A 13882-nucleotide genomic window follows, 5' to 3' on the forward strand; every position below is an offset into this window, starting at 1 on the left:
CCGGAGGCGGCTCGGTCAGGCGCGGGCGGCGGCGAGTGAGGCGTACACGTCGATCAGGCGTTTGGTGACCACGTCGGGGTGGAAGGTGCGCTCGTAGCGCGACCGGGCCGGGGCCGACAGCGCGGCGGCCCCGGCGGCGGCGACCGGCAGGGCGGCGGCCAGGGCGGCCGGCTCCGGGGGCACCACCCAACCCGCCTCACCCGGCACCAGCGCGGCGCCGGCGGGCGTGCCGGGGGTGTCCGCGCCGACCAGGAACGGGATGCCGCCGAGGTTGGTGCCGAGCACCGGGCGGCCACTTGCCAACGCCTCGATGATCACCGTGGGCAGGACGTCGTGCCAGGTGGAGGTGGCCAGCACGACCGCGCTGGCGTCCAGGGCGGCACGGACCCCGGTGCGGTCCAGCGGGCCGAGGAAGGTGACGTCGGCGCGTTCGGCGGCGGCCGCCTCGACCAGCGGACGCAGCTCACCGTCACCGGCGATGCGCAGCGGGCCGAGCGACCCGTCCGGGTGCCGACGCCAGGCCTCCAGCAGCAGGTCGAGGCCCTTCTCCGGGGAGAGCCGGCCGAGGAAGAGGAACCCGTCACCGAGCGGGGCCGGGGTGCCCGGGTCGGGAATGGCGTTCGGCTTGACCACGATCCGGTCGGCCGGCACGCCGTAGTCGCGCAGGTGGTCGGCGACGGCCGAGGTGAGCGCGATGAACCGGTCCACCGAGTGCCAGGTGCCCCGGTGCACGGCCAGGGTGGTGGCCATCAGTGCGCTCTGCACGGTCGAACCCCGGTAGCAGCGGTGCTTGATCGCCGGCACGCCGAGCACCCTGCCCCGGCAGTCCTGGCAGATCTTCCCGTCCCGGAAGTACAGCCCGGAGGAGCAGACCTGCCGGTAGTTGTGCACCGTCTGCACCACCGGCACGCCGTGTTTGTGCGCGGTCCGCACCACCCAGGGCGAGAGCAGCGGGTACGGGTTGTGCAGGTGCAGCACGTCCGGGCGGTGCTCGGTGAGCAGCCGGGACAGGTCGGCCTGGGCCTTCGGGGCGAAGATCGGTGAGATCGGCAGCAGCGCCTTGGCGCCCTTCGACATCGAGGGGATCTCGTCGGAGCTGCGCACGAACGGCAGCACCTCGACCCCGGCCGCCCTGAGCTGGGCGATCTCCACGTCGACGATGGTGTTCTCCCCGGACGGCTGAGCTTCCCGGTACCGGTTGTGCGCCACCACGATTCTCACGCCGACACACGCTACCGTTAGCCCTGTGCCGGAACTACCGGAGGTTGAGGCGCTCGCGGGTTATCTGCGGCAGCGGGCGGTCGGGCGGCGGGTCGACCGGCTGGAGGTCGCCGCGATCAGCGCCCTGAAGACGTACGATCCGGCACCCGGCGCGGCAGCCGGCCGGACGGTGGTGGACGCCGGGCGGCACGGCAAGTTCCTCGACGTACGCCTCGACGGCGACCTGCACCTGGTGGTGCACCTGGCCCGGGCGGGCTGGCTGCACTACCGGGAGGGCTTCTCCGCCGCCGCCCCGTTGCGCCCCGGCAAGGGCCCGATCGCCCTGCGGGTACGCCTCGACGACGGCTCCGGCTTCGACCTGACCGAGGCGGGCACCCAGAAGAACCTCGCCGCGTACCTGGTCACCGATCCTGCGGCGGTGCCCGGGGTGGCCCGGCTCGGCCCGGACGCGCTCGCCGTCGACCAGGTCGCCTTCGCCGAACGGATCCGCAGCCGGCGGGGGCAGATCAAGGGGGTGCTCACCGACCAGCAGGTGCTCGCCGGCATCGGCAACGCGTACTCCGACGAGATCCTGCACGCCGCCCGGCTGTCGCCGTTCGCGCTCACCGACCGGCTCACCGACGACCAGGTGGCGGCCCTGTACGGGGCGACCCGGCAGGTGCTGCTCGACGCGGTGCAGCGGTCGCTGGGGCAGCGGGCCGCCGAGTTGAAGGCGGAGAAGCGCTCCGGGCTGCGGGTACACGCCCGGACCGGGCTGCCGTGTCCGGTATGTGGCGATACCGTGCGGGAGGTGTCGTTCAGTGACTCCAGCCTCCAGTACTGCCCCGGCTGCCAGACCGGCGGCAGGCCGCTCGCTGACCGCCGGCTGTCGAAGCTCGTACGGTGAGTGACGACCGCGGCCGTAATCTCCCTTCGTGGGCCGAACCTCCCGCTTGCCTCTGCACCGCCCCCGCCGACCGCCGGTATAGTGGCCCGGTCCCCGGCTTCTGATTGAGGCGGAGCCGGCCAGATCCCCCCGAACTCCATCCGACGCACCCGACTTGACGTGGGTGTCCGGTGGGGCCCGGGTGGGAGACTGGAACGGTGGGCGACGCGGGCCCTCACGGCAAGTGAGCGGCACCGGTCATGCGGGAGGACAAGGGTGAGGTGACGACAAGCCTCCAGCGCCCGGTAACCAACGAAGGCCGGAGCAAACTCGTGCGGCACGTCGACAGCTTCGAGATCCAGCCGCCCACATCGCCGTCGCACAACGGCGTACCCCGGTCGGTGTGGGCCAAGGCCAGGCGGCGGGTGTCCCGGTGGCACCGCCCCTACATCGCGCTGTTGCTCCTGCTGGACTTCGGGGCGGCGGCGGTGGCCAGCCTGATCGCGATCGAGGCGTTCGACCAGTCGCGGGCCGGTTTCCACGACGCCGACGTCGATCCGACCTGGTTCCACACCGTGGCGTTCCTGCTGCTGCCGCTGGGCTGGATGGTGATCCTCTGGGGTAACCGGGCCTACGACCGGCGGTACCTCGGGCTCGGCCCGGACGAGTACAAGCGGGTGATCCGGGCCTCGGTGGCGGTCGCCGCGACGGTCAGCTTCCTGGCCTTCGCCACCAAGACCGACCTGTCCCGGTACACCGTCGGCACCGCCCTGCTCGGCGCGCTCCTGCTGATCCTGCTCAACCGGATGCTCTGCCGTTTCGTGCTGCACGTGGTCCGGCGCAACGTGGGCCAGGCCGGGCACCGGATGGTGCTGGTCGGCACCCTGCCGGAGTGCCTGGAGGTCTACACCGCGGTGACCCGGGTGCCGGCCGCCGGGCTGGTGCCGGTGGCGATCCACATCACCGACGGGTACGCCGCCGCCCGGGGCGTGGAGACGCCGGTGCCGGTGCACTCCGGCCGGGACGTGCTGGCCCTGGTCCGCGAGGTCGGCGGGGACACCATCGCGGTCTGCGGCTCGGCCAGCGCCGAGCCGGGCGAGCTGCGCCGGCTGGCCTGGCAGTTGGAGGGCTCCGGGGTCGACCTGGTGGTCGCGCCGCAGCTCACCGACATCGCCGGCCCCCGGGTGCACATCCGGCCGATCGAGGGTCTGCCGCTGCTCTACGTGGAGGAGCCGACCCTGTCCGGGCCGGCGCTGCTGGCCAAGAACGTGATGGACAAGGTCGCCGCCGGGCTGGGCCTGCTGATGCTGGTGCCGGTCTTCCTCGCCATCGCCCTCGCCATCAAGATCTCCGACCGGGGGCCGGTCTTCTTCCGGCAGCCCCGGGTCGGTCACGAGGGGCGGACCTTCCGGGTCTGGAAGTTCCGCACCATGTACGTCGACGCCGAGGACCGCCTGGCCAGCCTGGTCGACCAGAACGAGAACGACGGCATGTTGTTCAAGATGAAGGAGGACCCCCGGGTCTTCCCGGTCGGCCGGATCCTGCGCGCCTCCTCGATGGACGAGCTGCCCCAGCTGATCAACGTGCTCTGGGGGGAGATGTCGCTGGTGGGGCCGCGTCCGCTGCCCGCCGACGACGGCGACTTCCTGGGCGACGTCCGGCGCCGGCTGCTGGTCCGGCCGGGCATGACCGGGCTGTGGCAGGTCTCCGGCCGCTCCGACCTGTCCTGGGACGAGGCGGTCCGGCTGGACCTCTACTACGTCGACAACTGGTCCCTGGCGTACGACCTGAGCATCCTGTGGCGCACGGTCGGCGTGGTGCTGGCCCGCAAGGGCGCGTACTGACCCGGGCGGGGATCCGCAGGTGACCGCCGATGTCTCCGTCACGCTCGGGGTGATCGTGCTGGTCGGTGCGGTGGGCACCGCGCTGTGGGTGCTGGTCCGGTTGCGGGCCCGGCGGGGCATCGTCACCGCCACCCAGCGGGCCACCTACGAGGTGCTGCACACCGCCGGGCTGGCCGCCGAGCCGCTGCGGGGCGGCCTGACCGAGGCGGGCGCGGCGAAGGCCGTACGCCATCTGCGGGCCCTGGTGGGCGCGACCGGGCTGGCGCTCACCGACCGGGCCGAGCTGCTCGCCCTGGACGGGCGGGGCGGCCACCACGCGCCGCAGTTGCTGGCGGCGGCGCTGCGCACCGTGGCGGCGGACCGCTCCACGGTGCTCGGCGAGGCGGAGCTGCCCTGCGACCGGGTGGACTGCCCGGTACGCGGGGCGGTGCTGGCCCCGCTGCGGGCCGCCGGGCGGGTGGTCGGCGCGCTGGTCGCGGTCGCCGACGGCCCACCCGCGCCGGGTCTGGTGCAGGCCACCCTGGAGACCGCGTACTGGGCCGGCAACCAGCTCGCCCTGGCCGAGCTGGAGTCGTCCCGGGAGCGGCTGGCCCGCGCCGAGGTACGGGCGTTGCGGGCGCAGATCAGCCCGCACTTCATCTACAACGCGCTCACCGCGATCGGCTCGTTCGTCCGGACCGACCCGGAGCGGGCCCGGGAGCTGATCCTGGAGTTCGCCGAGTTCACCCGCTACTCGTTCCGGGCGCACGGAGACTTCACCACGCTCGCCGAGGAGTTGCGCTCGATCGACAGGTACCTCACCATCGAGCGGGCCCGCTTCGGCGACCGGTTGCAGGTGCGGTTGCAGATCGCCCCGGAGGTGCTGCCGGTGACCCTGCCGTTCCTCTGCCTGCAGCCGCTGGTGGAGAACGCGGTCCGGCACGGGTTGTCCCGTAAGCCGGGCACCGGCATGGTGAGCATCGAGGCCCGGGACGCGGGCGCGGAATGCCATATAACGGTGGAGGACGACGGAGTGGGCATGGACCCGACGACCCTGACCGCCGGGATCGCCGACCTGACCGGGGCCGGCAGCGACCCCGGCGAGGACGCCGGACAGCACGTCGGCCTCTCCAACGTCGACGAGCGGCTCCGGTCGGCCTTCGGCGACCGGTTCGGCCTGGTCGTCGAGACCGGCGTCGGCTCGGGTACGAAGGTGAGCCTGCGGGTGCCGAAGTTCCACCCCGGCGTACGGGCCACCGCGTGAGCGGCTTCCTGCGGGTGCTGGCGGTCGACGACGAGCCGCCGGCGCTTGACGAGTTGGCGTACCACCTGCGGGCCGACCCCCGGGTGGCCCGGCTGCACACCGCCGCCGACGCCACCGAGGCGCTGCGGGTGCTGCGCGACGACGACGTGGACGTGGTCTTCCTGGACATCCGGATGCCCGGCCTGGACGGCATGGAGTTGGCCCGGGTGCTGCGGCGGTTCGCCCGACCACCGGCGATCGTCTTCGTCACCGCGTACGACGACGGCGCGGCCGACGCCTTCGACGTGGGTGCCACCGACTACGTCCGCAAGCCGGTCCGTGCCGAACGGCTCACCGAGGCGCTGCGCCGGGTGATCGGCTCCCGGGTGGTGCCCAGCCACCCGGCGGCCCTGGCCCGCGCCGAGGAGGATCCGACGATCCCGGTCGAGCTGGCCGGCAGCACCCGGATGCTGCCCCGCTCGGCGGTGCGCTGGGTGGAGGCGCAGGGCGACTACGCCCGGCTGCACACCGCCGACGGTTCGCACCTGGTCCGGGTCTCCCTGGCGACACTTGCCGAGCGCTGGGCCGATGCCGGTTTCGTCCGGATTCACCGCTCCTACCTGGTGCAGTTAAGGTTGATCACCGAGCTACGGTTGGTGAACTCCGGGTACGTCGTGGTGATCGACGACACCGAGCTGCCGGTGAGCCGGCGACACACCCGGGAGCTGAAGGACCGGCTGGTCCGCGCCGCCAAGCAGGACTGGGGTCGCTGACCGTAACGCGGGAGGTGACGTACGGTCGTGTCGAAAAACCGTGTCGAACCTGTTCGACATCGACGCCTGCCGTTTGGCTGGGACAATGGGTGAGCACGGCTGGCGGCGGCGGCTGACACGGCGGCTGGACCCCGCCGCGTACGTCCCCGGGCCGGTCAGCGCACCCGAGGCCGATCCGTGGCCCTCGATCTGCGCAGCGGTCTCCGGGCGGCTGCTCGACACGGCCCAGCAACTGCTGCCGGCGCTGGAGCAGGCCCAGGCCCGCGCCGACGACCCCGAGCAGCTGGCCCTGCTGTACGCGGTCGACCACGGCCTGGCCCGGCTACGCCGCCAGGCGGAGAACCTGATGGTCCTCGCCGGCCAACCGGTGCCCGACGCCGAGCCACAGGTGACCAGCCTGGCCGACACCGTCCGGGCAGCCACCTCGGCGGTCGCGGACTACCGCCGGGTGGAGATCGGTCCACTGCTCGACCTGGCCGTCACCGAGCAGGGCGCGGACGACGTGATCCGCATCCTCACCGAACTGCTCGACAACGCGGTCCGGCACTCCCCGGAGCCGTACCCGGTGCTGGTCTCGGCCCACCGCACCGACGCCGACCAGGTCATGGTCCGGATCACCGACTCCGGCCCCGGTGGCCGGGCCCTGGCGGTCGACGAGGTGAACGCGATGCTCGCCGGGCGGACCCCCCCGACCCGGCCCGACCGGGCCGGCGCTGCGGCCCCGGCCCGGCCCGACCGGGCTGCCGTGCGGCTCGGCCTGCTCGTGGTACGTGAGCTCGCGCTCGCCCACGGCATCGACGTCCACCTGACGGCCGGCTCCGCCGGCACCACCGCGACCGTCCTGATCCCGACGGCGCTGCTCTGCGACCTGCCCGCGCCTGCGGACCCGGCAACCCCGCGCCACCTGACCTCGACCCGCACCACCCCGCCCGACCGGTCCGTGCCACCCGACCGACCCGTGCCATCCGACCGGTCCGTGCCGCCCGGCCGGTCCGCGTCGGAGTCCGGGCTGCCCGTGCGGCCCACCGCGCCGGGCCCGCTCGCGGTGGCCACCGGTCCGCTCGCGGTGACCGCGGCCGGCCTGCCCCGACGGCCGCCGGCGCGGGTTCGTGACGATCCCGGACCCACCGGACCGCCGGTCGAGACCGATCCGACGGACCGGCAACGCTGGCCACAGGAAATGGCCGACTTCACCAACGCCATCGCCGCCCACGCCGCCCTGAAGGTCGAGGAAGATCGATGAACGATTTCGGTGCACCGCCAGTCGACGTACCCCGCAGCGCCGATGACGTGACCTGGTTGGTCGACCAGTTCGCCGACCGGGTTCCCGGGGTCACCCACGCGCTCCTGATCACCTCCGACGGGCTGCTGCTGGCCGCCTCCCAGGGCACCGCCCGCAACCTCGGGGAACGGCTCGCCGCCTCCACCTCCGGCCTGTTGAGCCTGGCCCAGGACGGCGGCAACGTCCTCGGCGTCGGCCGTCCGGAGGCCCTCACCGTCCGCTACCCCGGCGGGCACCTGGTCTGCATGCGGGCCGGCGACGCCGCCTGCCTGATGATCGCCGCCTCCCCGGCGGCTGACCTGGGGGTGATCGCCAACGAGATGCTCCGGCTCATCGACGGGGTCGGGCCGGCGTTGACCCCGCAACTGCGCTCCGAGTTGGGGGTGCTCGCCCCCGAGCCCGGCGGGCTGCTCGGCGTACTCGGGCCGGAGCCCCGGAGGCTGCGACGGTGACCCACCCGAAGGCGCGGCCGTACACGCTCACCGGTGGCCGGACCCGGACCCGGCAGCCGTTGCTGCTGCACACCCTGGTCTCCGCGACGACGCACGCCCCGCCGCTGCCGCTCCGCCCGCTGGCACCCGAGGCACACGCCCTGCACGCGCACACCGGGGATGCCGCCGTCTCGGTCGCCGAACTCTCCGCCGCCGCCGGGCTGCCGCTGGGCGTGACCCGGGTACTCGTCGACGACCTGGTCACCGCCGGACTGTTGACCGTGCACGCCGACACCTACCAGAGCCCGTACGATCCCGGCCTGCTGGAACGGGTCCGCGACGGCATCCGCCGGATCGCCTGAACGCCGCCGCCGGGCGTGCCGACATCTTCGGGCCTGGTCGCCGGGGCCGGGGCCGGCGGCGGGGGACCGCGGAGGTGGGCGGGACCGGCGTGATCGCTGCGATCGGTTAGGGTCGGCTCGCCGTGTGTCGCCCACGTTGGACGGACGGGTCCGACACCTCCGCGCGGTGTGAAGGGCCACCGAATGATCGATCCAGAGCAGATCCAGGAGGTACGGCGGGCGCTCGGCCGCCGCCTCGCCCACCGGCGCCGGGAACACGGGCTGATCCAGGAGGACGTCGCGCGGCAGGTGCACAGCACCCGCAGCACGGTGGCCAACGTGGAGAACGGCCGACAGATGGCCGACCGGATCTTCTGGTTACGCTGCGAGACGCTGCTGAACGCCGGTGGCGAGCTGATCACCGGTTACGACCGGTACCAACGGCTGGAGCTGCAACGCCGGGCGGAGCGCGACGAAGCCGCCCGACGGGCCAGGTGGGGTGAACTCGGCCGGCTGACCGCCGGCTCACCCGACCTGGCTCTCGGCGGGCCCGCCGGCTCCGCTACCTCGGGCGCTGGCCCGGCCGCCGCCGGCCCGACCGTCGCTGGCCCGGCCGTCGGCACGCCCGCTGGTTCGGGCGCTGGTTCGGGCGGCCCGGTTCTCGGCGCGCCTCCTGGCTTGGGCGGCGCGGTTTCCGGTCTGCCCGCTGGTCCGGCGGCCGAGGCGGGGGCGGGACTGGTGATGGCGGTCACCTCGCTGCTGGCCGAGGTGGCGCAACGGTCCACCGGGGAGGGCGAGACGTTGACCGTGCCGGCCCCTCGCGGGCAGTACCTTCCCCGGACCTCGCTGGACGTCGAGGTGTATCCGGCCGTCGAGGAGGGCCGCAACCTCGCCACCATCCCCCGCCCCGGCGCTCATCGACGCTGGCGCAGGTCCCTGCAACGCCGGCTGGTCGTCGGCCACGTCGACGCACCCGCCCACTCCGGCATCTTCGCCCTGGACTCCCGCCAGGCGTGTCGCCGGCTGGTGGGGGTCGGCGAGGACAGCCGCCTGCTCATCCCCCGGGTCTACGAGTTGGACGCGATCACCGGCGCGGTGCTCTGGGCGGTCGCCAACCTCGACCAGTCGCTGCTGCTGGACGACGCCCGGCTGGACACCTCCCGGATCGCCGCCGCCCAGTACGCCCGGCTGACCAGATCGGCGGTCAGCGGTGAACTCGCCGCCGAACTGGACACCGTGTCCCGGCTCTGGCTGGGCTCGGCGTTCTGCGCCGACCACATCCGCCGGCACTGCGCCAGCCTCACCGAACTGCCGGTCTTCTGGAGCCGGGAGCAGCGCGGCGAAGAGGCCAGCACCTGGCTGTTCTTCGGGCACAAGCTGCGGTACCTGCGAACCACCGCCGACCGGTTCGCCACCGCCGGACAGCGGATGACCCGGATGTTCTGTGTCCCACCGGCGGCGGTACGTGCCTCGTCGGTGTCCGAGCGGATCCTGCTGCTGCTCGCGGTGGCGTTGATCGAGTCCCTCGGCACCCAGACCGCGATCACCGACGAACCCGAGTACGGCACCCTGCCCGGTGTCGTACTCGGTGGCCGACGCGCCATCGTGGCGAACTGGCTGCGCGCCGACGGCGTGTGGCACGTCGACGTCACCGACCACCGTCCCACCCTCACCGACTACCGGAACGCGCTCGGCGACGTACGGGCCCACTCGGTGATCGCCGCCGACAAGCCCGGCGACCGGCTCCGCAACCTCGCCGAGTACCTGGCTCTCGACTGGCGCTGGCTGCGCGCCCGCTGCGCCGCCCTCGGCGAGTACGGCCTGGCCGGCATCGCCGAGCCGCGCAGCCGCCTGATCTCCCTCGACGGAGTCGACCTGGCCTGCCGATTCGTCGGCACCCAGCGCTGAGACCGGGCGTTGTCCACCGAGTTATCCACAGCTTCGACGAGTTATCCACAGCCTGTGCACAACGTGCGGCGGTTGATCGACTCGGTTGGGCTGATATGGCGGGGTCCGCGGCCTGTTGATACCGCCATATCAGCTCAACCGAGTCGATCATCAGTCTCCGATGACCAGTACCACCGCTGGCCGTGGTGCCCCGACGCCCCGTTCTCCACAGGTTGTTCACAACCTGCGCCACCGATCTCCACGGCTGCTGCCTACAGTTCGAGGGCATGAGGGAACGCCGGGTGCTGGTGGTCGAGGACGAGCCGACGATCGCCGATTCGGTGGCCGCCCGGTTGCGGGCCGAGGGTTTCGCGGTGGATGTCGCCGCCGACGGGCCGAGCGCGGTTGACCGGTTCCACGAGGGCCAGCCTGACCTGGTCGTACTCGATGTGATGTTGCCGGGGTTCGACGGCCTGGAGGTGTGCCGGCGGATCCAGGTGGACCGGCCGGTGCCGGTGCTGATGCTCACCGCCCGGGGTGACGAGACGGACCTGTTGGTCGGGCTCGCGGTGGGAGCCGACGACTACCTGACCAAGCCGTTCTCGATGCGGGAGCTGGCCGCCCGGGTGCACGTGCTGCTGCGTCGGGTCGAGCGGCTGACCGCCGTGCCGACCCCGGCCCGCCAACTCGGCGACATCGAAATCAACTTTGCCGAGCGGCGGGTACGCCGGGCCGGGGCGGAGGTGCACCTCACCCCGATCGAGTTCGACCTGCTGGTCCATCTTGCCGGCCGGCCCCGCACGGTGCTGCCCCGGGAGCGGCTGCTCGCCGAGGTCTGGGGCTGGGCCGACGGTGCCGGTACCCGGACCGTGGACAGCCACGTCAAGGCCCTGCGCCGCAAGCTCGGCGCGGACCTGATCCGGACCGTACACGGCGTCGGGTACGCCCTGGAGGTTCCGTCGTGACCGACCACGCCGCGGTGATCTGGCTGAACCGGGTGCTGCCCCGTCCGTTGGATCCGGTCCGTTCCATCAAGGTCAAGCTGGGTGTCCTGCTGGTCACCTCGGGTACCGCCGGGCTGTCGTACTTCTGGTACGCCATCGGCTGGCTGCCCCCGATGACCTCGGCGACGGCCATCGGGTTGGCGCTGCTGACCTCCCAGGTGCTGGCGCACGGGATGACCTCACCGCTACGCGAGATGACGGCGGCGGCCGGCGCGATGGCCCGGGGCGACTACAGCCGTCGGGTCCGCGCCACCTCCCGGGACGAGGTGGGCGAGCTGGCCCAGGCGTTCAACAAGATGGCAGCCGACCTGGCCGTCGCCGACCAGCGTCGCCGGGAGCTGATCGCCAACGTGTCGCACGAGTTGCGCACGCCGATCACCTCCCTGCAGGGGGTGCTGGAGAACCTCGTCGACGGGGTGGCCGAGCCCGACCCGGCGACCCTGCGCGTCGCACTCACCCAGACCGAGCGGCTCGGGCACCTCGTCGTCGACCTGCTGGACCTGTCCCGGTTGGACGCCGGCGTGGTGCCGCTGCGCCGGGTCCGGATCGACCTGGCCGACTTCCTCGACGAGGCGGTGGAACACGCGGCTGCCAACGCGGCCGGCGTCGGCCGCGACGTCCGCTTCCAACTCGGCCCCCTGGCCACCCCGTTGACCGGGTACGCCGACCCGTGGCGGCTGCACCAGGTCTTCGCCAACCTGCTGGACAACGCCGCCCGGCACAGCCCACCGGGGGCGACGGTCCGGGTGACCGCCGAGGAGCGGGACGGCCTGCTGCACTTCGAGGTCAGCGACGAGGGTGCCGGCATCCCCGAGGCCGAACGGTCCCGGGTCTTCGAACGGTTCACCCGAGGCGACCGCTCCGGCGACGGCGGTACCGGCCTCGGCCTGGCCATCGCCCGCTGGGTGGTGCATCTGCACGGCGGCACCATCGCCGTCCTCGATCCACTCCCACCAGGCGGCGGCTGCCGCATCCAGGTGACCCTCCCGATGGGACAGGAGGCCCGATGACCAACCCGCCTGACGCCGACCCGACGCCTCGACCGCCGCTGCCCTCCTCGACGCCGCAGCCGGCGCTGCCCTCGCCGACGCCGCAGCCGCCGCTGCCCTCGCCGACACCGCAGCCGGCGCTGCCCTCGCCGATACCGCAGGCGGCGAAGTCCTCGCCGACACCGCAGCCGGCGCTGCCCCGGCAGCCGCTCCCACCAGCGATGTCCCGGCCGCCGCTCGCATCGCCGGCGTCCCGGCCGTCGTTTCCAGCGGCGCCCCGGCCGTCGCTGGTACAGCGGCGCTGGCCCGGTCCGAGGCGACCGGCCCGTCCGGTCGCTCTCGGGGCGGTCCTCGCCGCGACCGCCGTCTGCGCCTCCGTGGTACCCCTCGACCGGCCCGGCCTGGGCTGGCTGGTCGCCGCCCTGGCAGCGGCGGCGGCCCTGACGACCGTCGCCGCCACCGCCCACCCGGCCGAGCCGGCGGCTCCGGCCGACTCCCCGGGTGGCGTCGGGCCGGTGGGTTCCGCTGGTCCACCCGCACCGGCCGGGTCGGCTGGTGCCCCCACCGGGCCGGCCGGGTCCGCTGGTGACACCGGACCCGCCGGGTCCGCTGGTGCCCCCGCCGGACCGGCTGGTCCCGCAGCTAGCGCTGCCCCCACCGGGCCGGCCGGTTCCGCAACTAGCGCCGGGCCCGCCGGGCCGGCCGTTCGTCCCGACGGCACGGGGGTGCCGGGGCGGATCGGTCGGTTCGGTTGGGCCGGCGCCACGCTGGCGCTCGTCGCGGTGGGGCCGGTCCGGGCCGCCGGTTGGCTCTTCGTGCTCTGTCTGCTCGCCGCCGTGGTCACCGGCACGTTGGCGGTGACCGGTGGGCGGAGTCCGCTGGGCATGCTGGTGGGCGCGTGGCTCCCGCCGGCCGCCGTGTTCCGGGCCCTGCCCTGGGCGAGCCGGAGCCGGCACCGACCGCACGGCGGCACCGGTCCGGGTGGGGTGGGGCGGGTACTGGTCAGTGCGGGCGTCACGGCGGTGCTGCTGCTCGTCTTCGGGCTGCTCTTCTCCTCCGCCGACGCGGTCTTCGCCGACCTGCTCGGAAACCTGCTGCCGGAGGTCTCCGTACCGGGGGTCATCGGTTGGGTCTTCCGGTTCCTGTTGGTGGGGGCGGCGCTGCTCGGTGCGGCGTACCTGCTGGCGGCGCCGCCCGACCTGACCGGCCTGCACGTCGGCGCGGCCCGGCCGGTACGCCGGCTGGAATGGGCGGTACCGCTGGGGTTGCTGGATGTGCTCTTCGCCGCCTTCGTCCTGGTCCAGCTGACCGTGCTCTTCGGCGGCGCCGGACACGTGTTGACCACCGCCGGGCTGAGCTACGCCGAGTACGCCCGGGGCGGGTTCTGGCAACTACTCGCCGTCTCCGCCCTCACCCTGCTGGTGCTGGCCGGCGCCGGTCGGTGGGCACCGCGCGCCACCCGCGCCGACCGGATCCTGTTCCGGGTCCTGCTCGGCACGCTCACCGGGCTGAGTCTGGTCGTCGTCGCCTCCGCGCTGTACCGGATGCAGGTCTACACCGACGCGTACGGGGCGACCCGGCTGCGGCTGTTCGTGGCGACCGTCGAGCTGGCCCTCGGGTTGATCTTCGTCTTCGTGGCGGTGGCGGTGCTGCGGATGCGCGCCGGCTGGCTGCCCTCGCTCGTCGTCGGTACCGCCGTCGTCGCCCTGCTCGGTCTGGCGGCGGTGGACCCGGACCGGTCGATCGCGGACCGCAACGTGGACCGGTACCTGCGGACCGGCTCGATCGATCTCGACTACCTGTCCCGGCTCTCTGCCGACGCCGTCGTCGCCCTGGACCGGTTGCCGGAGCCGCAACGCTCGTGCGCGCTGCGGTCCGTCGCCGACGCGGTACCCGCCGACGGCCTGTGGGCGGCGAACCTGGGACGGTCGCGGGCCCGCGACCGGTTGACCGACCGCCCGGTCCGGGCGGACGACCTGGCCTGCCCGCCCGACTGGTCCCGGTGACGGCCGGCCGCCGGTCG

The 13882-nt window shown here is 73.5% G+C and carries 12 protein-coding genes; 11 read left to right on the forward strand and 1 reads right to left on the reverse strand.

Translation table 11 applies throughout. The annotated features are described in order from the left end of the window. Window positions 1-15 precede the first annotated feature (15 nt). Complete coding sequence (locus ACN28G_RS25575) at window positions 16-1221, reverse strand: glycosyltransferase family 4 protein (protein ID WP_091445631.1); 1206 nt, start codon at window positions 1219-1221, stop codon at window positions 16-18. A 25-nt stretch (window positions 1222-1246) separates the two neighbouring features. Between ACN28G_RS25575 and ACN28G_RS25580 the strand changes: the two genes are divergently transcribed. The 11 genes from ACN28G_RS25580 to ACN28G_RS25630 all read left to right on the forward strand — a co-directional run bounded on the left by ACN28G_RS25580 (window position 1247) and on the right by ACN28G_RS25630 (window position 13865). Continuing rightward, window positions 1247-2107: an Fpg/Nei family DNA glycosylase gene (locus tag ACN28G_RS25580; RefSeq protein WP_091445633.1), complete on the forward strand. Its 861-nt coding sequence runs from the start codon at window positions 1247-1249 to the stop codon at window positions 2105-2107. A gap of 311 nt (window positions 2108-2418) precedes the next feature. After that, a complete protein-coding gene (locus ACN28G_RS25585) occupies window positions 2419-3930 on the forward strand; it encodes a sugar transferase (RefSeq protein WP_229688289.1) in 1512 nt (503 codons plus the stop codon). Window positions 3931-3949: 19 nt separating this feature from the next. After that, window positions 3950-5173 (forward strand): sensor histidine kinase, encoded by a 1224-nt coding sequence (locus ACN28G_RS25590; protein ID WP_091445637.1) that lies wholly within the window; start codon window positions 3950-3952, stop codon window positions 5171-5173. Then, a complete protein-coding gene (locus ACN28G_RS25595; protein WP_091445639.1) occupies window positions 5170-5925 on the forward strand; it encodes a LytR/AlgR family response regulator transcription factor in 756 nt (251 codons plus the stop codon). The genes ACN28G_RS25590 and ACN28G_RS25595 overlap by 4 nt, the downstream gene beginning before the upstream one ends. An 85-nt stretch (window positions 5926-6010) precedes the next feature. Then, on the forward strand, window positions 6011-7168 hold the full coding sequence (locus ACN28G_RS25600) for an ATP-binding protein (protein WP_421480511.1): 1158 nt from the start codon (window positions 6011-6013) through the stop codon (window positions 7166-7168). Continuing rightward, entirely contained in the window at window positions 7165-7659 is a 495-nt protein-coding gene (locus ACN28G_RS25605) for a roadblock/LC7 domain-containing protein (RefSeq protein ID WP_091445645.1), read from the forward strand. The genes ACN28G_RS25600 and ACN28G_RS25605 overlap by 4 nt, the downstream gene beginning before the upstream one ends. Then, complete coding sequence (locus ACN28G_RS25610; RefSeq protein WP_421480512.1) at window positions 7656-8000, forward strand: DUF742 domain-containing protein; 345 nt, start codon at window positions 7656-7658, stop codon at window positions 7998-8000. The genes ACN28G_RS25605 and ACN28G_RS25610 overlap by 4 nt, the downstream gene beginning before the upstream one ends. Window positions 8001-8183: 183 nt before the next feature. After that, complete coding sequence (locus ACN28G_RS25615) at window positions 8184-9887, forward strand: helix-turn-helix transcriptional regulator (protein ID WP_268239659.1); 1704 nt, start codon at window positions 8184-8186, stop codon at window positions 9885-9887. A 266-nt stretch (window positions 9888-10153) separates the two neighbouring features. Further along, entirely contained in the window at window positions 10154-10831 is a 678-nt protein-coding gene (locus ACN28G_RS25620; protein ID WP_091445649.1) for a response regulator transcription factor, read from the forward strand. Then, window positions 10828-11880 carry a HAMP domain-containing sensor histidine kinase gene (locus ACN28G_RS25625; protein WP_091445652.1) on the forward strand — a complete coding sequence of 351 codons (1053 nt, stop codon included), beginning with the start codon at window positions 10828-10830 and terminating at the stop codon, window positions 11878-11880. The genes ACN28G_RS25620 and ACN28G_RS25625 overlap by 4 nt, the downstream gene beginning before the upstream one ends. Then, window positions 11877-13865 carry a DUF4153 domain-containing protein gene (locus ACN28G_RS25630; protein WP_421480513.1) on the forward strand — a complete coding sequence of 663 codons (1989 nt, stop codon included), beginning with the start codon at window positions 11877-11879 and terminating at the stop codon, window positions 13863-13865. Before ACN28G_RS25625 ends, ACN28G_RS25630 begins: the two co-directional genes overlap by 4 nt. The last annotated feature ends 17 nt before the right edge of the window (window positions 13866-13882 follow it).

This window comes from Micromonospora sp. WMMA1923 (assembly GCF_049179195.1).
GTDB lineage: Bacteria > Actinomycetota > Actinomycetes > Mycobacteriales > Micromonosporaceae > Micromonospora > Micromonospora yangpuensis.

What these genes read in the sequence shown, in the direction of transcription:
- ACN28G_RS25600 (WP_421480511.1), top strand. Translation starts at nt 6,011, where the DNA reads ATGGGTGAGCACGGCTGGCGGCGGCGGCTGACACGGCGGCTGGACCCC.
- ACN28G_RS25605 (WP_091445645.1), top strand. Translation starts at nt 7,165, where the DNA reads ATGAACGATTTCGGTGCACCGCCAGTCGACGTACCCCGCAGCGCCGAT.
- ACN28G_RS25615 (WP_268239659.1), top strand. Translation starts at nt 8,184, where the DNA reads ATGATCGATCCAGAGCAGATCCAGGAGGTACGGCGGGCGCTCGGCCGC.
- ACN28G_RS25620 (WP_091445649.1), top strand. Translation starts at nt 10,154, where the DNA reads ATGAGGGAACGCCGGGTGCTGGTGGTCGAGGACGAGCCGACGATCGCC.
- ACN28G_RS25630 (WP_421480513.1), top strand. Translation starts at nt 11,877, where the DNA reads ATGACCAACCCGCCTGACGCCGACCCGACGCCTCGACCGCCGCTGCCC.